This is a genomic window from Limnohabitans sp. Rim11, assembly GCF_001269365.1.
Lineage (GTDB): Bacteria > Pseudomonadota > Gammaproteobacteria > Burkholderiales > Burkholderiaceae_C > Limnohabitans_A.
In genome coordinates this window covers 217,107-240,314 of record NZ_CXOM01000004.1, presented here as the reverse complement: position 1 = coordinate 240,314, position 23,208 = coordinate 217,107, and the positions used below count along the sequence as shown (strand labels likewise).

At 51.5% G+C, this 23,208-nt stretch carries 19 protein-coding genes; 18 read left to right on the top strand and 1 reads right to left on the bottom strand.

Going from position 1 to position 23,208, the window contains the following annotated elements:
• Positions 1-80: 80 nt before the first annotated feature.
• From AMM03_RS12155 to AMM03_RS12120, 8 genes are all read left to right on the top strand, one after another.
• Positions 81-692 (top strand): isochorismatase family protein, encoded by a 612-nt coding sequence (locus AMM03_RS12155; RefSeq protein ID WP_090131975.1) that lies wholly within the window; start codon positions 81-83, stop codon positions 690-692.
• A gap of 169 nt (positions 693-861) precedes the next feature.
• The gene (locus tag AMM03_RS12150; RefSeq protein ID WP_090131974.1) at positions 862-2,757 is read left to right on the top strand and encodes a propionate--CoA ligase; all 1,896 of its coding nucleotides are present in this window, start codon (positions 862-864) and stop codon (positions 2,755-2,757) included.
• Between the two features lie 215 nt (positions 2,758-2,972).
• Positions 2,973-5,843 carry a 2-oxoglutarate dehydrogenase E1 component gene (locus AMM03_RS12145; protein ID WP_090131972.1) on the top strand — a complete coding sequence of 957 codons (2,871 nt, stop codon included), beginning with the start codon at positions 2,973-2,975 and terminating at the stop codon, positions 5,841-5,843.
• A 44-nt stretch (positions 5,844-5,887) separates the two neighbouring features.
• Positions 5,888-7,141 carry a 2-oxoglutarate dehydrogenase complex dihydrolipoyllysine-residue succinyltransferase gene (odhB, locus tag AMM03_RS12140; protein WP_090131971.1) on the top strand — a complete coding sequence of 418 codons (1,254 nt, stop codon included), beginning with the start codon at positions 5,888-5,890 and terminating at the stop codon, positions 7,139-7,141.
• A gap of 18 nt (positions 7,142-7,159) precedes the next feature.
• On the top strand, positions 7,160-8,587 hold the full coding sequence (gene lpdA, locus AMM03_RS12135; RefSeq protein WP_090131969.1) for a dihydrolipoyl dehydrogenase: 1,428 nt from the start codon (positions 7,160-7,162) through the stop codon (positions 8,585-8,587).
• 86 nt (positions 8,588-8,673) lie between these two features.
• Positions 8,674-9,771 carry a cell division protein ZapE gene (zapE, locus tag AMM03_RS12130; protein ID WP_090131967.1) on the top strand — a complete coding sequence of 366 codons (1,098 nt, stop codon included), beginning with the start codon at positions 8,674-8,676 and terminating at the stop codon, positions 9,769-9,771.
• 26 nt (positions 9,772-9,797) lie between these two features.
• Positions 9,798-10,148, top strand: a complete 351-nt coding sequence (locus AMM03_RS12125) for a hypothetical protein (RefSeq protein ID WP_090131965.1) — start codon at positions 9,798-9,800, stop codon at positions 10,146-10,148.
• Positions 10,145-12,196: an ATP-dependent DNA helicase gene (locus tag AMM03_RS12120; RefSeq protein ID WP_228764690.1), complete on the top strand. Its 2,052-nt coding sequence runs from the start codon at positions 10,145-10,147 to the stop codon at positions 12,194-12,196. Before AMM03_RS12125 ends, AMM03_RS12120 begins: the two co-directional genes overlap by 4 nt.
• Here AMM03_RS12120 and AMM03_RS12115 read toward each other — a convergent pair.
• Positions 12,171-12,968, bottom strand: coding sequence for an outer membrane protein assembly factor BamD (locus tag AMM03_RS12115; protein ID WP_090131963.1), 798 nt, complete (start codon positions 12,966-12,968; stop codon positions 12,171-12,173). The two genes, AMM03_RS12120 and AMM03_RS12115, sit on opposite strands and share 26 nt — an antisense overlap.
• A 25-nt stretch (positions 12,969-12,993) precedes the next feature.
• On the opposite strand from AMM03_RS12115, the gene AMM03_RS12110 reads away from it, so the two are divergent.
• From AMM03_RS12110 to bamB, 10 genes are all read left to right on the top strand, one after another.
• Positions 12,994-14,016 carry an RluA family pseudouridine synthase gene (locus AMM03_RS12110; protein ID WP_090131962.1) on the top strand — a complete coding sequence of 341 codons (1,023 nt, stop codon included), beginning with the start codon at positions 12,994-12,996 and terminating at the stop codon, positions 14,014-14,016.
• 146 nt (positions 14,017-14,162) lie between these two features.
• Positions 14,163-14,915, top strand: coding sequence for an SMC-Scp complex subunit ScpB (scpB, locus tag AMM03_RS12105; RefSeq protein ID WP_090131960.1), 753 nt, complete (start codon positions 14,163-14,165; stop codon positions 14,913-14,915).
• Positions 14,908-16,119 carry a pseudouridine synthase gene (locus AMM03_RS12100; RefSeq protein ID WP_090131958.1) on the top strand — a complete coding sequence of 404 codons (1,212 nt, stop codon included), beginning with the start codon at positions 14,908-14,910 and terminating at the stop codon, positions 16,117-16,119. Before scpB ends, AMM03_RS12100 begins: the two co-directional genes overlap by 8 nt.
• A 149-nt stretch (positions 16,120-16,268) precedes the next feature.
• A complete protein-coding gene (gene ndk / locus AMM03_RS12095; RefSeq protein ID WP_090131956.1) occupies positions 16,269-16,694 on the top strand; it encodes a nucleoside-diphosphate kinase in 426 nt (141 codons plus the stop codon).
• Between the two features lie 58 nt (positions 16,695-16,752).
• The gene (gene rlmN / locus AMM03_RS12090) at positions 16,753-17,886 is read left to right on the top strand and encodes a dual-specificity RNA methyltransferase RlmN (RefSeq protein ID WP_090131954.1); all 1,134 of its coding nucleotides are present in this window, start codon (positions 16,753-16,755) and stop codon (positions 17,884-17,886) included.
• A 195-nt stretch (positions 17,887-18,081) separates the two neighbouring features.
• A complete protein-coding gene (locus tag AMM03_RS12085; RefSeq protein ID WP_194942882.1) occupies positions 18,082-18,708 on the top strand; it encodes a helix-turn-helix domain-containing protein in 627 nt (208 codons plus the stop codon).
• Positions 18,705-19,973 carry a flavodoxin-dependent (E)-4-hydroxy-3-methylbut-2-enyl-diphosphate synthase gene (ispG, locus tag AMM03_RS12080; RefSeq protein ID WP_090131951.1) on the top strand — a complete coding sequence of 423 codons (1,269 nt, stop codon included), beginning with the start codon at positions 18,705-18,707 and terminating at the stop codon, positions 19,971-19,973. Before AMM03_RS12085 ends, ispG begins: the two co-directional genes overlap by 4 nt.
• Before the next feature lie 46 nt (positions 19,974-20,019).
• A complete protein-coding gene (hisS, locus tag AMM03_RS12075) occupies positions 20,020-21,351 on the top strand; it encodes a histidine--tRNA ligase (RefSeq protein WP_090131949.1) in 1,332 nt (443 codons plus the stop codon).
• Positions 21,352-21,364: 13 nt separating this feature from the next.
• Entirely contained in the window at positions 21,365-22,030 is a 666-nt protein-coding gene (locus tag AMM03_RS12070) for a YfgM family protein (RefSeq protein WP_090131948.1), read from the top strand.
• Positions 22,027-23,190, top strand: a complete 1,164-nt coding sequence (gene bamB / locus AMM03_RS12065; protein WP_090131947.1) for an outer membrane protein assembly factor BamB — start codon at positions 22,027-22,029, stop codon at positions 23,188-23,190. Before AMM03_RS12070 ends, bamB begins: the two co-directional genes overlap by 4 nt.
• Positions 23,191-23,208 lie beyond the last annotated feature (18 nt).

Here is a 23,208-nt window from a genome sequence, read left to right as displayed (position 1 = left end):
ATGCCATCACTGCTTAATTCACAAGCGATCCGCTGTGTCTTTGGCAGAGAATCTTAATTACTTAGTATCAAGGTAGCCCTATGTTGCTTGAAGTCGAATCCTCTCAATTGGTTCTGATTGATTACCAATTGAAATTAATGCCCGCCATGAAAGACGCTGCAGCGGTGTGGCAACGCGCTGAGGTGTTGGCGCGATCTGCCAAATTGTTGAACGTGCCGGTATGGGCCACTGAACAAAATCCATCGGGTTTGGGTGAAACATCGCCAGAGATCCGCCAATACTGTCAGAAAGTGTTGGCCAAGATGGCTTTCAGTGCTGTTGAGGAGGGTTTGGGAGAGTGGTTGAGTCCACCGGTGCCCGCCGTACCCAAGGGCAATGCACGCAGTTTGCCTCGGCATTTGCAAAAACCCCCTGAGCCAGAAAACGGTCCATCCATTGTGATTGCGGGTTGTGAAGCGCATGTTTGTCTCTTGCAAACAGCACTTGACTTGCTCGAAGACGAATTTGATGTTTGGGTCGTCACAGATGCCTGCGCTTCTAGATCCGACCGTGACCGTGATGCAGCCTTTGACCGATTGGCAGGCGCCGGTGCCGAATTGCTGACCACTGAAATGGTCTTATTTGAATGGTTGCGTTCTGCCGAAAATCCAGACTTTAAGCAAGTTCAAACTTGGATCAAGTCTTTGGTTTAAGCCTTTTTCAAGGCTGGCCAATCGGTGCAAAGTCAGTTTGCAGCAAGTCCCTCATGAATAATTATGAATTCAGAAGGCGAGCCCTGATGACCTAATGTGTTGGCAAAGCTCGCCCTCATTCTTTGCAGTTTCGTGCATTGAATGCCGGTCTAAAGCTTTAGGAGACACCATGGGTCAGTATGCAGATTTTCACCAACGTTCCATCAAGGATCGTGATGCTTTTTGGGCTGAACAAGCTCAACAAATTGAGTGGCACAAAGCGCCCACAGAAATTTGCGACTACAGCAATCCCCCCTTTGCCAAATGGTTCAAGGACGGCGAAACCAACCTGTGCCACAACGCAATTGACCGTCACTTAAAAGACCGTGGCGACCAAGCTGCTTTGATATTCGTCTCGACAGAAACAGATCAAGAAATCACGTACACCTACAAGCAGTTGCATGCTGAAGTTCAGCGCATGGCAGCTTCCTTGTTGTCTTTGGGCGTGAAAAAAGGCGATCGTGTCTTGATCTACATGCCCATGATTGCAGAGGCTTCATTTGCCATGTTGGCTTGCGCACGCATTGGCGCCATCCACTCGGTGGTGTTTGGTGGCTTTGCCTCTGGTTCCTTGGCTTCGCGCATTGAAGACGCTAGCCCTAAAGTCATTGTCAGTGCCGACGCAGGTTCACGCGGCGGCAAAGTGGTCGAATACAAGCCCTTGTTGGATGAAGCCATTCGCTTGTCAGCGCACAAACCCGATTCAGTGATTTTGGTGAACCGTGGCCTTGCCAAAATGGCAATGACGGAAGGCCGTGACATTTTGTGGTCCAACCTCAGAGACAAACACCTGAACGATGTGGTGCCCTGCGAATGGGTGGATGCCACGCATCCCAGCTACACCCTGTACACATCAGGCACCACAGGCAAACCAAAGGGCGTGCAACGCGACACCGGCGGTTACACCGTTGCCTTGGCTTCTAGCATTCCCAATATTTTCTGCGGCAAACCCGGCGAAACTTTTTTCTGCACCAGCGACATCGGTTGGGTGGTCGGACACAGTTACATCATCTATGGCCCGCTGATTGGCGGTATGGCCACCATCATGTACGAAGGCCTGCCCACACGCCCAGATGGTGGCATTTGGTGGAGCTTGGTTGAAAAGTACAAAGTGACCGTGATGTTCAGTGCACCCACGGCCATTCGGGTTTTGAAAAAACAAGATCCTGCGTTGCTTAGCAAATATGACTTGTCCAGTTTGAAGGCTTTGTTCTTGGCAGGTGAGCCCTTGGACGAGCCTACAGCCAAGTGGATTTCTGAAGGCTTGGGCAAGCCCATCATCGACAACTATTGGCAAACCGAAACTGGCTGGCCTATTTTGACGGTGTGCAACGGCATTGAAAAAACGCCTAGCAAGTTTGGCTCCCCAGGCAAGGCCGTTTATGGCTATGACGTGAAGTTGTTGGACGATCAAACCGGTGAAGAGCTGACGCAACCCAATCAAAAGGGTGTTGTCGCCATCGAGGGACCCTTGCCACCAGGTTGTTTGCAAACTGTCTGGGGAGATGACGATCGTTTTGTCAAAACTTACTGGACCACCGTGCCGGGCAAGATGGTTTACTCCACCTTTGATTGGGGCATCAAAGACGAAGATGGTTACTTCTTTATTTTGGGCCGCACCGATGACGTGATCAACGTGGCCGGTCACCGCTTGGGCACACGCGAAATTGAAGAGAGTATTTCTGGCCATGCTGCTGTGGCCGAAGTGGCTGTGGTGGGTGTGGCCGACAACCTCAAGGGTCAAGTGGCCATGGCGTTTGCCGTGCTCAAAGACGGCGCATTGCTCAATGATGCGCAAGCGCTGCTAAAGCTAGAAGGCGAGATCATGAAGGTGGTCGACACCTCCTTGGGCGCCGTTGCGCGACCCGCCCGCGTCCGTTTTGTGTCAGTTTTGCCCAAAACCCGAAGCGGCAAATTGCTGCGTCGTGCAATTCAAGCCGTCTGCGAAGGACGCGATCCTGGCGACCTCACCACCATGGACGACCCTTCTGCGCTGCTCCAAATCTCTGATTTGGTCAAAGTTTGAAGGAAGGTTAATTGACAAATGCCTGACGGGGAGAAAGCAATTTCTCCCCGTTTTGCCATAAAAAAACACCCGCAAAGCCCCAATCAATGTGATAATCCGCAAGTTACTTAGGCCCTTCCTATGCCACAGTCGCATCCGCCAACCGGTTCAGCCGTGTCGCGGAAGGTAAATCCACCAACTAATGTTCCCTGAAGGGGAGCGAAGGTCAGCGAAATATGAGTGAGACAAAGTCCGTCTACACCGCCTACCAAGGCAACACCTATCTCTTCGGAGGCAATGCGCCTTACGTCGAGGAAATGTACGAGAACTACCTGGCCAATCCAGGCAGCGTTCCCGACAGCTGGCGCGAGTACTTCGACGCCTTGCAACATGTTCCCGCAGCTGATGGCTCTTCCGCCAAAGACGTTCCCCATTTGCCAGTTATCAATGCTTTTGCCGAGCGCGCAAAACAAGGTGGCACCAAAGTGGTCATGGCCAGTGACGACGCCGAAATGGGTCGCAAGCGTACCGCTGCCCAACAATTGATTGCGGCTTACCGCAATGTGGGCCAACGCTGGGCCGACCTCGATCCCTTGAAGCGCACTGAGCGTCCCAACATTCCAGATCTCGACCCCGCTTTTTACGGCTTCACCGATGCCGACCAAGAAACAGTGTTTGACACCAGCAACACATTCTTTGGTAAGAAATCAATGCCTTTGCGCGAATTGCTTAACTCATTGCGCGAAACGTATTGCGGCACATTGGGCGCAGAATTTATGTACACCACCGACCAAGCTGAAAAGCGCTGGTGGCAACAGAAGTTGGAAAGCATTCGCAGCAAGCCCAACTTCAACGCAGATCAGAAAAAACACATTCTCGACCGCTTAACCGCAGCCGAAGGCTTGGAGCGTTTCCTCCACACCAAGTACGTAGGTCAAAAACGTTTTTCATTGGAAGGTGGTGAAACCTTCATTGCTGCCATGGACGAACTCATTCAGTCCGCTGGTGAAAAAGGCGTTCAGGAAATCGTGATTGGTATGGCTCACCGCGGTCGTCTGAACGTGTTGGTCAACTCTTTGGGTAAATTGCCCAAAGACTTGTTTGCCGAATTCGATCACACAGCCCCTGAAGATTTGCCTTCTGGCGACGTTAAATACCACCAAGGTTTTAGCTCCGACATCAGCACCCGTGGTGGTCCTGTTCACTTGTCTTTGGCTTTTAACCCTTCACACCTTGAAATTGTGAATCCTGTGGTGGAAGGTTCTGTGCGTGCGCGTATGGACCGTCGTGCTGATCCTCATGGCAAGCAAGTACTGCCCGTGTTGGTGCACGGCGATGCGGCTTTTGCTGGCCAGGGCGTCAACCAAGAAACGCTGGCATTGGCCCAAACCCGTGGTTATTCCACAGGCGGCACAGTGCACATCATCATCAACAACCAAATTGGTTTCACCACGTCTGACCCACGTGACATGCGCTCTACCGTGTATTGCACAGACATCGTGAAGATGGTTGAAGCGCCTGTCTTGCACGTCAATGCAGACGATCCAGAAACAGTTGTGTTGGCCACTCAAATTGCACTTGAGTACCGCATGACCTTCAAAAAAGACGTGGTGCTCGACATCATTTGCTTCCGCAAATTGGGTCACAACGAGCAAGACACACCTAGCCTCACACAGCCTTTGATGTACAAGAAAATTGCGGCCCATCCTGGTACCCGCAAGTTGTACGCCGATCGCTTGTCATCGCAAGGTTTGGGTGACACATTGGGTGATGACATGGTCAAAGCGTGTCGCGCTGCATTGGATGCTGGCAAGCACACCGATGAAGAAGTGGTGTTGACCAATTTCAAAACACAATTCAGCGTTGATTGGGCACCTTTCCTGAATCAAAAATGGACCGATGCCGGTAGCACCGCATTGCCCATGGCCGAGTGGAAGCGCATCTCTGAAAAAATCACCACATTACCCAGTTCCGTTACGCCTCACCAATTGGTGAAGAACGTTTACGACAACCGCGCAGCCATGGGCCGTGGCGACATCCCCGTCGATTGGGGCATGGGCGAGCACATGGCTTTTGCTTCCTTGGTTGCAAGTGGTTATCCAGTACGCTTGTCAGGCGAAGATTGCGGCCGCGGCACCTTCACACACCGTCACGCTGTCATTCACGATCAAAACCGTGAGAAGTGGGACACCGGTACTTACGTGCCTTTGCAAAATGTGGCCGACAAGCAAGCACCTTTTGTCGTGATCGATTCGATCTTGTCAGAAGAAGCGGTGCTTGGTTTTGAATATGGCTACGCCTCAAACGATCCCAATACTTTGGTCATCTGGGAAGCTCAGTTTGGCGACTTCGCCAACGGCGCTCAAGTGGTGATTGACCAGTTCATTGCCTCTGGCGAAGTGAAGTGGGGCCGTGTGAATGGCCTGACACTCATGTTGCCACACGGCTATGAAGGTCAAGGCCCAGAGCACAGCTCAGCACGTTTGGAGCGTTTCATGCAGTTGGCTGCAGACACCAACATGCAAATTGTTCAGCCAACCACCGCCAGCCAAATCTTCCACGTGTTGCGTCGTCAAATGGTTCGCAATTTGCGCAAGCCATTGATCATCTTCACACCGAAGTCTTTGCTACGCAACAAAGATGCCACATCACCTTTGTCTGAGTTCACCAAAGGTGGCTTCCAAACCGTGATCCCTGAAAACAAAGCACTCAAGGCCGACAAGGTCAAACGTGTGTTGGTGTGTTCAGGCAAGGTCTATTACGACTTGGTCAAAAAGCGTGAAGAACTGGGCGCCGACGACACCGCTATTTTGCGCGTTGAACAGCTGTACCCATTCCCACACAAAGCTTTCGCAACCGAATTGAAAAAGTACCCCAACGCAACAGAGTTGGTGTGGACGCAAGACGAGCCACAAAACCAAGGCGCATGGTTCTTTGTTCAGCATTACATCCACGAGAACATGACAGAAGGTCAGCGCCTGGGTTACTCCGGCCGTGCAGCTTCCGCATCGCCTGCTGTGGGTTACTCACATCTCCACCAAGAGCAACAAAAATCGCTCGTGGATGGCGCATTCGGCAAACTCAAAGGCTTTGTGTTGACCAAGTAAGGTCTAACGCAAACATCGACTGAACCTATTTAGAAAGAATTGAAATGGCTATCGTAGAAGTTAAAGTTCCTCAGCTGTCTGAGTCCGTGGCAGAAGCCACCATGTTGCAATGGAAAAAGAAAGTGGGCGACAGTGTTGCCGCCGACGAAATCTTGATCGAAATTGAAACCGACAAAGTGGTGTTGGAAGTGCCAGCACCTTCCGCTGGTGTTTTGTCTGAAATCTTGGTGGGCGATGGCGGTACCGTCACTGCTGAGCAACTCATTGCTCGCATTGATACCGACGGCAAAGTGGCTGCAGCTGCACCAGCCGCCGCTGCTGCACCTGCACCAGCCGCCAGCGCACCTGCTGCTGCACCCGCAGCACAAGGCACCAGCATGGCGGGTGTGGCTATGCCTGCAGCTGCCAAGCTGATGGCCGACAACAACTTGGCTGCTGGCTCAGTGGCTGGTTCTGGCAAAGACGGCCGCGTCACCAAAGGTGATGTGTTGTCTGCTGTTGCTGGTGGTGCCAAACCCGCTGCTCAAGTGTCTATTCCTACTGGCGTGCCCACATCGTCATTGCCGCAAGTGGCTGCACCAACAGTCAACTTGGGTGATCGTCCTGAGCAGCGCGTGCCCATGACACGTTTGCGTGCCCGTGTGGCCGAGCGTTTGTTGCAATCGCAATCGACCAATGCCATCTTGACCACCTTCAACGAAATCAACATGGCACCCGTCATGGAAATGCGCAAGCGCTTCCAAGACAAGTTCGAAAAAGAGCACGGCATCAAGCTGGGCTTCATGAGCTTCTTCGTTAAAGCCGCTGTGCACGCTTTGAAGAAATTCCCTGTGCTCAACGCGTCCGTTGATGGCAACGACATCGTCTACCACGGTTACTTCGACATTGGTATTGCGGTGGGTTCACCCCGCGGTTTGGTGGTGCCTATTTTGCGCAACGCCGATCAGATGAGCTTTGCCGACATCGAGAAGAAAATTGCTGAATTTGGTGCCAAAGCCAAAGACGGTAAGTTGGGCATTGAAGACATGACCGGTGGTACGTTCTCCATTTCCAATGGCGGCACTTTCGGCTCCATGATGTCGACCCCCATCATCAACCCACCGCAGTCTGCTATCTTGGGCGTGCACGCTACCAAAGATCGCGCCATGGTTGAAAACGGCCAAGTGGTGGTTCGCCCCATGAACTATTTCGCCATGTCTTACGACCACCGCATCATTGACGGCCGTGAAGCTGTCCTGGGCTTGGTGGCCATGAAAGAAGCGTTGGAAGATCCATCACGCTTGTTGTTTGACATCTAAATCACATTAGGAATTAGCATGAGCAAACAATTTGATGTGGTCGTCATTGGTGGCGGCCCCGGCGGTTATATCGCCGCCATTCGTGCAGCCCAATTGGGCTTCCAAGTGGCTTGCGTTGACGAATGGAAAAACGCCGCAGGGGGGCCAGCCCCTGGCGGTACGTGCACCAACGTTGGTTGCATTCCTTCCAAAGCATTGCTTCAGTCTTCTGAGCACTTCGAGCAAGCCAATCATCACTTTGCCGATCACGGCATTGAGATGAAAGGTGTCAGCATGGATGTGGCCAAAATGATTGCCCGCAAAGACACCGTTGTGAAGCAAAACAACGACGGCATTTTGTACTTGTTCAAAAAGAACAAAGTGTCTTTCTTCCATGGCCGTGCCGCTTTTAGCAAAGCCGTTGAGGGTGGTTACGAAGTGAACGTGTCTGGTGCAACCAACGAAACTTTGGTTGGCAAAAACATCATTGTGGCTACAGGCTCCAATGCACGCGCTTTGCCCGGCACACCTTTTGATGAAGTCAATGTGTTGTCCAACGACGGCGCTTTGAAAGTTGGCGCAGTTCCCAAGAAATTGGTGCTGATTGGTTCAGGCGTCATCGGTTTGGAAATGGGTTCTGTCTGGCGCCGTCTGGGCTCTGAAGTTACCATCCTCGAAGGTTTGCCAACCTTCTTGGGCGCAGTCGACGAGCAGATTGCCAAAGAAGCCAAAAAGGCTTTTGACAAGCAAGGTTTGAAGATTGAGCTCGGCGTCAAAGTCGGCGAGATTCAAAACGGCAAAAAAGGCGTCAAAGTGGCCTACACCAATGCCAAGGGCGAAGCCCTCAGCATCGATGCAGACAAATTGATCGTGTCCATTGGCCGAGTGCCTAACACCATCGGTTTGAACACCGAAGCCGTGGGCCTCCAATTGGATGAGCGCGGTGCCATTGTGGTCGACGCAGAATGCAAAACCAACCTGCCTGGCGTTTGGGCGGTGGGCGATGTGGTGCGCGGACCTATGTTGGCGCACAAAGCGGAAGAAGAGGGCGTTGCCGTGGCCGAGCGCATTGCGGGACAGCACGGACACGTGAACTTCAACACCATTCCTTGGGTGATTTACACCAGCCCCGAAATTGCGTGGGTGGGCCGCACTGAGCAACAGCTCAAGGCCGATGGCGTGGCTTACAAAGCCGGTACATTCCCCTTCTTGGCCAATGGCCGTGCACGCGCTCTGGGCGATACCACGGGTATGGTGAAGTTCTTGGCCGATGCCAAGACCGACGAAATCTTGGGCGTTCACATTGTTGGCCCCATGGCCAGCGAGTTGATTTCTGAAGCCGTTGTGGCCATGGAATTCCGTGCCAGCGCCGAAGACATTGCCCGTATCTGCCATGCTCACCCCTCATTGAGTGAAGCCACCAAAGAAGCTGCTCTGGCAGTGGACAAACGGACCCTGAACTTCTAAGTTTCTGAAGTCTCGTTAAACTATGAAGCCCGGGCCAGTCCCGGGTTTTCTCATTCCACAGAACCTTTCTTTTAAAGCACCTTTACATGTCCGTTCGCTCAGCCTATGACCAAGAACTTCTGAACAGAGGCTATCAGGCTGACCCTGCCCAATTGCGTGCGGTAGAGGCTTTGGAGCGATGCGCGAAAGAATGGGCGGCGTACCAGGAAAGCATCAAGAGTCCCTTCAGATTCTTAAAGAAAAAGCCCGAACTCCCCCGCGGCGTCTACATGTTTGGTGGGGTGGGGCGCGGCAAGAGTTTCTTGATGGATTGTTTTTACAATGCCGTGCCTGTTCAAGATAAAACCCGTTTGCATTTCCATGAATTCATGCGCGAAGTGCACCGCGAATTGGCCTTGATGCAAGGGACGGTCAATCCTTTGGACGAACTGGGTCGGCGTATGGCCAAACGGTACCAGCTCATTTGCTTTGATGAGTTTCACGTGGCCGACATTACAGACGCCATGATTTTGCATCGATTGCTGGTGTCGCTGTTTGAGAATGGCGTGAGCTTTGTGACCACCTCCAATTTCAAACCCGACAACTTGTATCCCGATGGTTTGCACCGCGATCGTTTATTGCCAGCCATTGCTTTGTTGAATCAGCGCATGGAAGTGCTGAACGTGGACAACGGCACTGACTATCGCCGCCGTACCCTTGAAATGGTCAAGCTTTACCACTGCCCATTGGGTGAACAAGCAGACGTTGCTATGGCAGAGGCCTTTGACAAATTAGTCAGTGGTCAAGATGAAGACCCTATATTGCACATTGAAGCGCGTGAAATCAAATCAAGACGCAGAGCGGGTGGCGTGGTTTGGTTTGACTTCCGCGCACTGTGCGGTGGCCCCAGATCACAAAATGATTATTTGGAAATTGCCACCCAGTTTCACACGGTTCTTCTGAGCAATGTCCCCATGATGCCACCCCGCTTGGCATCGGAAGCAAGAAGATTTACATGGTTGATTGATGTTCTGTACGACAGGCGTGTTAAATTAATTCTTTCTGCTGAAGTTCAACCTGAAGCGCTTTACACAGAAGGTCCGCTGTCCCATGAATTTCCAAGAACCATTTCTAGATTGCACGAAATGCAATCGTCTGAATTCTTGGCTTTAGAACACAGAACCGTAGATACCCAAATTACATGATCTGTCTTTCAAAATCACTGGCTTGTTTGACGACATTTGTATTTTTATCAAGCGTCCCAGCATTAGCTGCAGATGTTGCTCAAGTCATGACATTGAAAAAGATCGCTGAAGAGACAGCAGCATTGAACTCCCAAAAAGAGATTATTTTTCAAACTTACCAAGCTGATTCAAAGTCATGCTGGCAGCTTTTTGCAGTCAATGATTGTTTGGCCAAAGCCAAGAGGCAAAAGTATCAAGCCCTAGCACCACTTGAACAACTTGAGTCCGCCCTCAATGCCAAACGCAGAGAATTGAAAGAAGCCGATAGGATGCAAAGATTGATGGATAAATCGCAGTCGCCTTTGAACGCTTCGGACGCCATCAAGGTTTCACCTTGAGTACTTTATTGCGTTCAGTTGAAGCCATCTTCACCGCCGATGGTGTTCTAGCTCAGGCAACGCCGCATTTCAAACCTCGGTCAGGTCAAACCGAAATGGCCCTGGCTGTTGCCAACACCATTAGCAGCGGCGGAGAGCTGGTGGTTGAAGCGGGTACCGGTGTTGGAAAAACATATGCCTATTTGGTGCCGGTTCTATTGAGTGGTCATCGGGCATTGGTCTCTACCGCTACAAAGGCCCTGCAAGATCAACTTTTTTCGCGCGATATTCCCAAATTGGTTGAGGTTTTGAAGCTCCCAATTCGAGTCGCATTGTTAAAGGGGCGGGGCAGTTATCTCTGTACCCTGCGCTTGTCTCAAGCGAGGCAAAGCGCAGATGCCTCGCTCAGAATTCATGCCCATGCCCTGAGCAAAATTGAAACTTGGTCGCATTCAACCCGAACAGGTGATCTCTCTGAGTTGTCTGGCCTCGACGACCGTTCGCCCGTCATTCCACTGGTGACAAGCACCAGAGACAATTGCTTAGGCTCTCCCTGTCCCAATTTCAAATCGTGCCACGTCAATTTGGCGCGCAAGGAAGCCATGGCGGCCGATGTCGTGGTCATCAACCACCATCTTTTTTTTGCTGACTTGAATGTCCGAGAAACCGGCATGGCTGAATTGTTGCCATCGGTTCAATCGGTTGTTTTTGACGAAGCGCACCAGCTTAACGAAATTGGCATCAACTTTTTAGGTCGACATTTAAGTACCAGTCAATTGCTGGAGCTCACGCGGGATATTTTGGGTGCAGGCATTCAAATGGCCAGAGGTTTGGTGGACTGGACACTCATTTGCAATGTCCTAGAAAAATCAACACGAGATTTGCGCTTGACTGCCCAACATGCGCGCCCTGGGTCACGCTTGCGCTGGGCAGAGTCTATTCCAGATGAGATCGATACGGCCAGTTGGTTAACAGCGATGGCGCAATTGCAAGTTGCCTTGAATGCTGCGCAATCAGCGCTAGACACTGTCAGTGAAATTGCCCCAGACTTTGTGCGCTTGCATGAGCGCGTGAGTTCGCAATTGGCGGCCATCGATCATTTTCAGGATGTCTGCTCTGAAGGCGCTGTTCGCTGGGTTGAGGTGGGTACTCAATTGCGTCTGGTGGAATCGCCGCTTGATATTTCCAAAGCTGTTCACACCTTGATGCTGAACCGCCCCGATATCGATGCACAACCCGATAGCCATTCAAACCCTTCCCATCCGGACAATCAGACCACCTTACACAAGTCGTGGATTTTTACGTCAGCCACATTGGGTGAAGACGACAACATGAAGTGGTTCACAGAGCCCTGCGGACTTTCACACGCCACCAAAATTCGTGTAGCCAGCCCCTTTAATTACGAAGCCATGTCGGCCATCTATGTGCCTAAAGGCATGCCTAAACCCAATGATTTTTCACATACCCGCGCGGTTGCTTCTTGGGTTGAAAAATATGCCAGTCAGCTGGGCGGCCGCACACTGGTCCTCACCACCACTCTGAATGCCATGCGCAACATCGGCGAAGCGCTAACAGCATCATTGGGTCAAACGGGTGAGCTTGAAGTCCTGGTTCAGGGGCAAGGACCTAAGCGAAGGCTGATGGAAAGATTTCGAGAGGGCGCAGAGCAAGGCGGCAAGGGATGTGTATTGGTTGCCTCAGCTTCTTTTTGGGAGGGCTTTGATGTCCCCGGCGATGCTTTGCAATTGGTTGTGATTGACAAATTGCCTTTTCCGCCGCCGAACGATCCCTTGGTAGAAGCCAGATCACAGCGCCTTGAATCTTTGGGTAAAAGTTCTTTTTCAGATTACAGCCTGCCAGAAGCTGCCGTGGCGCTTAAGCAAGGTGCTGGTCGATTAATTCGAAGTGAAACGGACCAAGGATTGCTGGTGGTGTGCGATCCGCGTTTAACGTCCATGGCTTATGGCAAACGCTTGTTGTCTTGTTTGCCACCCATGCGCAGAATTGACACCGAATCTGAATTTGAAACGGCAGTCAGTCAACTTACCAAAACTTCCACCACGAACTAGCTTTTGGGGTTTCGATCTTGGTGCTGGCAGGAAAATTTTTGTCTAAAACGCGTTGGGTATCTGCTTTCAATTCTTTCAGACCCATGGCATCGTAAGACTTGACCATGATTTCAAGGGCTTCTTTGGTTGCGGGTACGCCAGGGTAATCTGTGATGGCCACTTGCGCTCTGTTGATGGCTGCCACATGAGCACCTTTACTTAAATAATATCGCGCCACATGGACCTCATAAGATGCCAAAGAGTTGACGATGTAGGTCATGCGCTGAAGTGAATCAGGGGTGTATTTTGAATCTGGAAAACGCTGCGTCAATTCTTTGAAAGACTCGAACGAATCTTTCGCTGCTTTTTGATCGCGCTCGGACAAATCTTGTTGCGTGAGAAAAGAGAAGAGGCCGAGGTTGTCATTGAAGTTAACCAGGCCTTTGAGGTACAAGGCATAGTCAATGGCAGGGCTGGCAGGGTGTAGCCTTAAGAATCGATCTAAGGTTGCAATGGCTTGAACTTTGTCGCCACTGCGAAACTGAGCATAGGCCTTTTCAATCTGGGCCTGCTGAGCCAAAGGCGTACCCGCGGCACGACCTTCTAACTTGTCGAATAGCATCGAGGCGCGGTCCCAAGCGCCAGCGCTGACTTCATCGCGAGCTTCACTGTAAATTTTTTCAGGTGTCCAAGCCGCCGTGGGATCGGTGTTAGTGCCAGCACAACCTGCAAGAAGCACCATCGAAAAGCTAACAATTGAAAGCGCAAGCACCGATAATCTGATGTTTAACATCTGGCAACCTTGGAAATAGACCAAATTGATTATATCGACCCCCATTGATCAGGGCGAGCCTGAAGACTCTCAGGACGAAAGTTTCTTTGATTCAGCTTCCAGCGAATCCTTGGTCGAGGTGCGGTCCTTGTGGGTTCCCCCTGAGTTTCACGGTCAACGCCTAGACAAAATGTTGGCATCAGCAGTGCCTGAGTTTTCAAGGAGTTACCTGCAGCAGCTCCTGGCAGATGGTGCAGTAACCCAAAATGGGGGGGTATGCACCAAGTCCTCCACCAAGGTCAAAGCCGGGGAGTCGTGGACCATAGAACTGCGTGCCACACCCCAATCACAGGCCTTCAAACCTGAGTCGATGCCACTCAATGTGGTGTTTGAAGACGAATACCTCAGAATCATTGACAAACCCGCTGGCCTGGTCGTTCATCCTGCCCCTGGAAATTGGTCAGGCACTCTCATGAATGGACTTTTGGGCTTGGATGCCGCCCTCATGGATTTACCCAGAGCCGGTATCGTGCACAGGCTAGACAAAGACACCAGTGGCTTGATGGTGGTTGCTAGAACGCGTCAGACCATGGACGCGCTAGTTAAACAAATAGCAGCTCGCGAGGTCAAGCGCCAATATGTGGCCGTCAGCGACAAGACGTGGGAGGGCACCAAGCAGAAGTCAATCGACCTGCCCATTGGCCGAGATCCGACAAATCGACTCAGAATGGCGGCGGTCGATTTGAGTAGAAACTCTGGCAAATTGGCTTTAACCCACTTTCACTTGTTAGACCAAACAAGTCAGGGTGCCTTGGTGCGTTGCATTTTAGAGACGGGTAGAACCCATCAAATTAGGGTCCACATGGCCTCCCTGAAGATGCCTTTACTGGGCGATGCGCTTTATGGCGGTTCCGCAAACGCCTTGATGCCTCGGCAGGCTTTGCATGCGGACATCTTGGCTTTTGAGCATCCCATGACACATCAGAGCATGACTTTTAAGTCAAACTTGCCGCCAGACTTTTTAGGATTGCTGTCGGCTTGGTCCCTCAGTTACAATGAAAAGACCTGAATCTCAGGCTCCTTGGTCGCAATAAAATGGGACCAGAATCCTTTCAATGTGATGCACCTCTGAATATTTTCAGACTCGGTTAAATTCAACCGAAGAATGCATCTCGATTCGCGCCTCTGGCGCATTTATCCCGGAAGACTGACACCATGAATACGGCGCAAGCCAAGCGTGTCCTTGAAACAGCATTGCTTTGCTCAACTCAGCCCGTCACATTGCGTGATTTGCGAGTTTTGTTCGACGATGCCTTAGGCGCTGACACACTTAAAGTTCTCCTTGAGGAACTCCAATTGGACTGGGCCGAGCGCGGCCTAGAGTTGGTTTCTGTTGCCACCGGTTGGCGTTTTCAGAGCCGTCCCGAGTTAAGACTCTATTTGGACAAACTGAATCCAGAAAAGCCGCCCAAGTACACGCGCGCTGTCATGGAAACTTTGGCCATCATTGCCTACCGTCAACCCGTGACACGGGGAGACATGGAAGACATTCGAGGCGTCACCATCAACACCCAGATCTTGAAGCAGTTGGAAGATCGTGGCTGGGTTGAAGTCATTGGCCACCGCGAGTCAGTAGGCCGCCCTGGCCTTTATGCAACAACCCGTCAATTTTTGGATGACCTGGGCCTCGGGTCTCTTGACCAGTTACCTTTGTTGCCATCGGTTGATACTCAGGCGGCCGCTTTGTCCAGTTTGAACATGCCCGAAGAAGATCCTTCACAGCCCTCTTTGTCTTTGGAAGAAGCCATAGAAGAAGTGACAGAAGTGGTGACTGAAGAGGTCAGTGTAGAAGTCAATGAAGAAGTGACAGAAGAAGTCATTGAGCTTGTGTCTCAAGAAGTCATTGAAGTCGTCACCGAAGAAGCTGAAATACCAAACGAACAAAAAGAAGGCCCAGCCCATGAATGAGCCTTCAGACCTGCCTGAGCAATCAGAGGCAATTTCTGCACCCCCCATCAAGCAGGCCGATGTGATTGACGTTTTCAAGCCCATTGGCATTGAAGATGTCGTTTCGGGCCAGTTTGATCAAGAGGCCGAAGGCGTAGTCTCTCCGCTCATTACCAAACGCGTCTTGGCCCCTCAAGCGGAGTCACCCAAATTGCACAAAGTATTGGCGCAAGCTGGATTGGGCTCCCGACTTGAAATGGAGCAGCTCATTTTGGAAGGCAGAATTTCTGTCAACAATGAGCCAGCCCACATTGGTCAACGCATTCAGTTTGGTGACCAGGTCAAAGTAAACGGTAGACCCCTGCGCGTTCGGATTGATCCACCGCCCCCCAGAGTCATTGCATATCACAAGCCTGCCGGCGAAATCGTCTCGCACGATGACCCTAAAAACAGACCCACTGTTTTCAGAAAATTGCCGCGACTGCAACAAGGTAAGTGGCAATCGGTTGGGCGCTTGGACTTGAACACGGAAGGCTTGTTGCTTTTCACCAATTCCGGCGAATTGGCCAACCGTTTGATGCACCCCCGATTTGGTTTGGAACGTGAATATGCGGTTCGCGTGTTGGGTGCCTTAAGCAACGAAGAGAAACAAAAACTTTTAGACGGTGTCATGCTCGAAGACGGCATGGCGCAATTTGGCGCCATTGAAAACGGTGGCGGAGAAGGATCGAACTGTTGGTACCGAGTCACCATTTCTGAAGGTCGCAACCGTGAAGTTCGGCGCATGATGGAAGCGGTTGGTCATGCGGTTAGTCGTTTGATTCGCATTCGCTATGGCGCCATGGTGTTGCCCCATGGCTTAAGGCGCAGCACTTTCATGGAGCTAGACGACGCCGATATCCGCGCTTTGACGCACGCGGCCAATAAGGCTGATTCTTCAAGGGAGACAACGCCAGATTCACCCTCTAGGCCTGCTCAACCACAGGATCGCAAAATTCAGAATCCTAGAAACCGCGCATTTGGCGCTAAGAAGCCAGGGCAGGGACGTTCTGGACAGGGGCAGGGCCAAGGACAGGGTCGTGGTCGCCAAGACAGTGCGCAACCCGATCCTATGAAAACCTCAGTCGGGTATATCGGGGCAGACAGTTTCAGTCGGCAACGTAAAGCACAAGGTCCAGGGGGCCGGCCTGGCGGCCCAAGGCGCAGTGGCGGTCGAAGTCGTTAAATCTCGCCCTTTGCAAGGGTCGCAAATCCTTTTCCCCTCTGGGGAAACCCTAATGTCGGGTTAGAATAGCGGGCTTGCCAGAGTGCAACCAAACTTGGAAATCAAGGTTTCCAACATCTATTTTCAAAATAAAACTGAGGAATCTCATCATGGCCATCGAACGCACACTTTCCATCATCAAGCCTGACGCAGTTGCCAAAAACGTCATCGGTCAAATTTATGCTCGTTTTGAAGCTGCTGGCCTCAAAGTTGTGGCTGCCAAAATGGCCCACTTGTCACGTGGCGAAGCCGAAGCTTTCTACGCTGTGCACAAAGAGCGTCCTTTCTTCAAAGATTTGGTCGGCTTTATGATTTCTGGCCCCGTCATGATCCAAGCCTTGGAAGGCGAAGGCGCCATCTTGAAAAATCGCGACCTGATGGGCGCCACAGATCCTAAGAAGGCAGCGCCTGGCACCATCCGTGCTGACTTTGCTGACAGCATTGACGCCAACGCCGTTCACGGCTCTGACGCCCCCGAAACAGCTGCCGTTGAAATTGGTTTCTTCTTCCCCGGCATGAATGTTTATTCACGTTAATCTGAGCTGATTGTTTTCAGCCCATTGACCGCGGCATAGAACCTTTTCCTTGACCGCCATGACGGCCAACCTTCTTGATTTCGACCTAGAAGGCTTGGCCGTTTTTTGTGAGGGCTTGGGCGAGAAACGCTTTCGCGCCACGCAACTCTTTCGCTGGATTCATCAGCGTGGCATGGCCAATTTTGACGACATGTCAGACTTGGCAAAGGCCATGCGCGAAAAGCTCAGGGTCCATGCGCATGTCGCCGCATTGCCTATTCTTTCGCAACAAATCTCTAAAGACGGCACCATCAAATGGTTGTTTGATGTGGGTGCAGGAGATGCCGTAGAAACGGTCTTTATTCCTGAGGACGATCGGGGTACTCTGTGTGTCTCATCGCAAGCGGGTTGCGCGGTGGGTTGTCGTTTTTGCTCGACGGGTCACCAAGGCTTTAGCCGAAACCTCAGCACCGCAGAAATATTGGCTCAACTTTGGTTTGCTGAGCATTTTCTGCGTCAGCACTTGGGTCAAACCGAGCGCGTCATTTCCAACGTGGTCATGATGGGCATGGGCGAACCTCTGCAAAACTACTCAGCGCTGGTGCCTTCATTAAGAGCCATGTTGGATGATCATGGCTATGGCTTGTCGCGCAGGCGCGTCACAGTTTCTACTTCTGGCGTTGTCCCCATGATGAACCGATTGTCACAAGATTGCCCTGTGGCATTGGCAGTTTCTTTGCATGCACCCACCGATGCCTTGCGTGACAATTTGGTGCCCCTCAATCGCAAATACCCCCTCGACGAATTGTTGGGTGAATGCACGCTTTACCTGAACAAAGCACCGCGTGACTTCATTACGTTTGAATATTGCATGCTCAAGGATTTGAACGATCAAGTTTCCCACGCTCAAGAGCTGGTTACTTTGGTTCGTAAACATGCCGCCCAGGGTTTGCGCTGCAAATTCAACCTGATCCCTTTCAATCCATTCAAAGAATCTGGGCTGTTGCGCTCCGACGACGCCACGGTTGAAAAGTTTGCCAGCGTACTCATTCAAGCCGGATTTGTCACCACCATTCGCAAAACCAGGGGGGACGACATTGATGCCGCTTGCGGCCAGCTAGCCGGGGATGTCAAGGACAGAACTGGTGTGGCCGATCGCATCGCACAGCAGCGCGCTGTGCCGATTCAGTGGGTAGATCGCAAATTAAGTTAAAAAGACGGCTCAAACCATAGAAAATTCTTGGTTTTTTGATCGATTCTCCCTCTGTCGGTGCACAATTGCCTGAGTTGGGAATTCCATTCCCAATTGGGTCAATTTGAATGGCCCAAAAGAACAAATGAGGCAAGATGCTAGGACCGAGAATTTCCAATACTGATCAAGGGCTTGAATGCTCCCATGAGGCTTTTCATGACTGATGCGTCGACCGACAACGTCATGCCATTGGCGCCAACCTCTCCTGGCGCGCTCATTAAGGCGGCCCGCGAAAAAGAGGGTTTGCATCTGGCCATCCTTTCAGTCAATCTCAAGGTCAGTGTCAAACAGCTAGAGGCCCTGGAGGCGGATCAGTTTGACAAATTAATCGAGCCTGTTTTTGCCCGCGCATTGGCTGCCAAGGTATGCAGAATGGTCAAACTTGACGCCAATCAGGTCTTGGCTTTGATGCCAGTTGCTGTGAATGGGTTAAAACCTCTTAATATTATTGATGCAGACGGGGAAGCTTCGTTTTCAGGTAGAACAAACGATAGGCAAAGTCAGCCTGCTTTGGGTCGTCCCAAGTTTTTGTTTCTCTTGATCTTTGTTGCACTGCTATTGTTGGCCCTCAACAACGAATGGTCGGCTGGCATTTTGGGTTTCAATCATTCGCCACCGCCAATGGAAGTTTCTCCTGTGATGCCGCCCGTTCAAGAACCCGTGGCCCCCGATGCTGCGCAAAATGAATTGCCTAAGGCCATGGTCTTTGAAGGCCCCACCAACGCCGCCACATTGCCTAACCCGACAGCACCTGAATCAGTTCCAACAGAGGTTAAAAAATGACAGAACCTGTTGCAATTCCAGCCGCCACACCGCTTCCTAGAAGAAGCCTTCAAGCCCAAGTTGTTTGGGGTCAACGCATTGTGACGGTGGGTGGGCAAGCGCCTGTTCGCGTTCAGTCCATGACCAACACCGATACCGTCGATGTCATTGGCACAGCCATCCAGGTCAAAGAATTGGCCTTGGCGGGTTCTGAGCTTGTGCGGCTTACTGTCAATACGCCTGAAGCGGCTGCGGCCGTACCGCATATTCGCGATCAGCTCGACAAAATGGGCATCGATGTCCCCTTGATTGGTGACTTTCATTACAACGGCCATCGTTTGTTAATGGACCATCCTGCGTGCGCAGAAGCCTTGTCCAAATACCGGATCAATCCGGGCAATGTGGGCAAAGGCGATAAGCATGATTTGCAATTTGGACAAATGGTCGAGGCTGCCCTGCGGTGGAACAAACCCGTTCGCATTGGTGTCAACTGGGGCAGCTTAGACCAAGAGTTGTTAGCCGACTTGATGGACCAAAATAGCCGCCGTGCAGTGCCATGGGAATCTCGTCAAGTGATGTACGAGGCGCTCATAACTTCTGCCATTACATCAGCTGACAAGGCCCACGAGTTAGGCATGCAGCGTTCGCAAATCATGCTGTCTTGCAAAGTGTCTGGTGTACAAGACCTCATTGCGGTTTACCGCGAGCTTGGCAAGCGTACCGACTATCCCTTGCATTTGGGTTTGACCGAGGCGGGCATGGGAACCAAAGGCACCGTTGCCTCTGCCACGGCTTTGTCCATCTTGCTGCAAGAGGGTATTGGTGACACCATTCGTGTGTCCCTCACACCTCAGCCCGGCGAGTCAAGAACACAAGAAGTGGTCATTGCCTCCGAAATTCTGCAGTCCTTGGGCATGCGCATCTTTGTGCCCAGCGTCACGGCGTGCCCAGGTTGCGGTAGAACCACCAGCAGCACGTTCCAAGAACTTGCCAAGCAAATTGACGATTTCCTGCGCGCTCAAATGCCAGTTTGGCGTCACCGCTATCCTGGCGTAGAGAATCTCAAGCTCGCTGTCATGGGTTGCATTGTGAATGGGCCCGGCGAAAGCAAACATGCCGACATTGGCATCAGTTTGCCCGGTACCGGCGAGGCACCTGCTGCCCCCGTGTTTATCGATGGCGAGAAAAAACTAACCTTGCGCGGCGACAACATCGCACAAGAGTTTCAACAAATTGTTGAGCAATACATTGAGAAACGTTTTGGTGAGGCCGTGCTTGCCAAATAAGCTGTGCATTGGCACATCAGCTTTTCAGTGTTTGCTTTGAATTTTTATGTCTGAATCAAAAAATAACGAATCGCCGGTCAAACCGGCAAGCTTCAAAAAAATCAATGCCGTCAAAGGCATGAACGACGTCCTGCCTGGCGAATCAGCCAAATGGGAGTGGTTGGAGTCTGTCGTCAGAAAGTTGATGGCCAGTTATGCCTACCGCAACATTCGCACGCCCATTGTTGAGCCCACAGCTTTGTTTGTTCGCGGTTTGGGCGAAGTAACAGACATTGTCGAAAAGGAAATGTATTCCTTTGAAGATCGCTTGAATGGCGAAGCATTGACGCTCAGACCCGAAAGCACGGCGGGTGTCGTTCGCGCTGTGGTCGAACACAATATGTTGTACGAGGGCGGCAAGCGCCTGTATTACATGGGCCCCATGTTCAGACACGAACGTCCTCAACGTGGCAGATATCGTCAGTTCCATCAAATTGGCGCAGAGGTCTTGGGATTTCAGGGTCCCGAAATTGATGCTGAGGTCATCTTGTTGGCGCATGATCTTTGGAAAGCCATCGGTCTTCAAAATGTTCGTTTGGAACTCAACAGCTTAGGTCAACCACCCGAGCGCCTGGCGCACAGGGCGGCCCTGATTGCCCATTTTGAAAAACATCAAGATGTGTTGGACGAGGATGCCAAACGTCGCCTCTACACCAACCCCTTGAGGATCTTGGACACCAAAAACCCCGCCATGAAAGATGTGGTGGAAGCCGCACCCAAGTTGCTTGATTTTTTGGGCGAAGTCTCGTTGGCTCATTTAAATTCAGTGAAACAAATCCTCGATGCGAACGGCGTTTCATACACTCTGAATCCGCGTTTGGTACGCGGTATGGATTATTACAACCTCACGGTTTTTGAATTCATCACCGATCAACTGGGATCACAAGGAACGGTCTGTGGCGGTGGTCGCTACGACTACCTCATTGAACAAGTGGGCGGCAAGCCAGCCCCAGCTGTTGGCTGGGCCTTGGGGGTTGAACGGGTTTTGGCCTTGTTAGAACAGCAGGGCGCAGCGCTGCCGGATGCCATACCCCATGCCTATGCCATCGTGCCAGATGCGCCCAGCATGCCATTGGTCCTTCAATACCTGCGTCAATTGAGGGCCTTGGGCGTGAATGTCCAAATGCATGCTGGCTCTGGCGAAGGCGTTGGCAGCATGAAAAGTCAGTTTAAAAAAGCAGACAGCAGTGGCGCTCAATTCGCTCTCATTTTTGGTGCAGACGAATTGGCTCAAAACACAGTCTCTATCAAGTCCCTCCGTGATGGCGGCGGCGCCCAAAGAACTGAATCACTCGATCGTCTAGAAAGCTGGGCCAACAGCCTACAATTGACCTCTTGATACAAAGCAACATATGGCCTCAAATCTCGATTTAGAACAACAAGAGCAACTTGACGAACTCAAGCACTTTTGGAAGCAATACGGCAATGCCATCACCTGGTTTTTGATTGTGGTGATGGGCGCCTACGCCGGTTGGAACGGTTACCAGTACTGGCAAAAACAACAATCTACCAAGGCTGCGGCCTTGTTTGATGAAGTTGAACGGGCCGCGGCATCTGGCGACACCGCCAAGCTTGAGCGTTCTTGGAATGACATGAAAGACCGTTTTCCGGGTACCACATACGCTGCGCAATCAGCCTTGTTGGCAGGTAAAACGTTCCAGCAGACAGACAAACCCGATGCGGCTCTGGCTGCATTGAAATGGGCCGCCGAAAGTGCTTCCGACGATGCCAACACCCAGTTGGCTCGTTTGCGTCTGGCCAATTTGCAAATTCAGCAAAAAGCTTTCGACGATGCCGCCAAAACTTTGACCAAGCCTTTTACACCGGCCTTTGCTGGCTTGGCATTGGACATCCAAGGCGATCTTTTTATGGCGCAAAGCAAATCTCAGGAGGCCGTCAAAGCCTACACAGAGGCCTGGTCTAAGCTTGAAATCAACAATGAGTATCGCCGCCTGGTGCTTGCCAAGTTGAACGCCTTAGGTGCGGATCCTGAAAACGCCAAAGGTGCTTCCAAATGAAGCAACTACAACTGAATTTGAGACAAGGCGGAACTGTTGTGGCTAAGCGCTGTGCTTCATGGTTCAGTGCTTTTCTATTGGTGTTTTTAACAGCTTGTTCCAGCACGCCAGAAAAACCTAAACCCACTGAATTGGCTCAATTTGCACCTCAACTAACTGTGACGCCCGTGTGGTCTGCCCAAGCCGGCCCCATCGCCAGCACCTCGACATTGAGTGTCAACGCTTCTCGTCTTGCATTGGTCAGCCAAAACGGATTGCTCACTGTGCTCAACGCCGATTCTGGCGCTTTGGTTTGGCAAGTGGCTCTCAACACCCCCATTTCGGCGGGCGTTGGAAGTGATGGCAATCGTTTTTCCGTCATCACCCAAGCCAATGAATTGATCACACTCACAGACGGCAAAGAATCTTGGCGAGTCAAGTTACCGGCCAGTTCATTCACCGCACCTTTGGTGGCGGGTGGCCGTGTGTTCGTACTGACAACAGACAGAACGGTCCTTGCGTTTGACGGAGCTTCGGGTCAAAGACTGTGGTCTCAGCAACGCGCCGGTGATGCTTTGGTTTTGAAGCAAGCTGGCATATTGACCAGCTTTCAAGACAGTTTAATTGTTGGTTTGTCGGGCCGTTTGGTGGCCATGAGCCCCTCCAACGGCGTTGCCAAATGGGAGGCCTTGATTGGGTCATCTCGGGGTACCAACGAAGTCGAGAGACTGGTTGATTTGGTCGCTGGCGTGTCAAGGGTTAACCAAACTCTTTGCACTCGTGCCTACCAAACCGCTGTTTCATGCACCGATGCGGCCAAAGGCACAAATGTCTGGACGCGAACAGCCTCTGGTCATGTGGGTTTAAGTGGCAATGACACCCAGGTATTTGGCACTGAATCAGACGGCAAAATGATCACCTGGAATCGACTCACAGGCCAGGTCGTTTGGCAGTCTGAAAGTTTGCGTTTTCGCGGTCTGACAGCACCTGCCTTTTCTGAAGGTCAATTGCTGGTTGGCGATGAACAGGGTTGGTTGCATTGGCTTGACCCCAAGAATGGCCAAACTGTTGCAAGAGTGCAATTGGATGCATCGGGCGTTGCCCTTGCACCTTTGCGCTTTGGAAAAAATTGGATTTCAGTTTCAAAAAATGGCTTGGTTCAAGCCTATCGCGCTGAATAAGAACCCCACTGAAAGCTT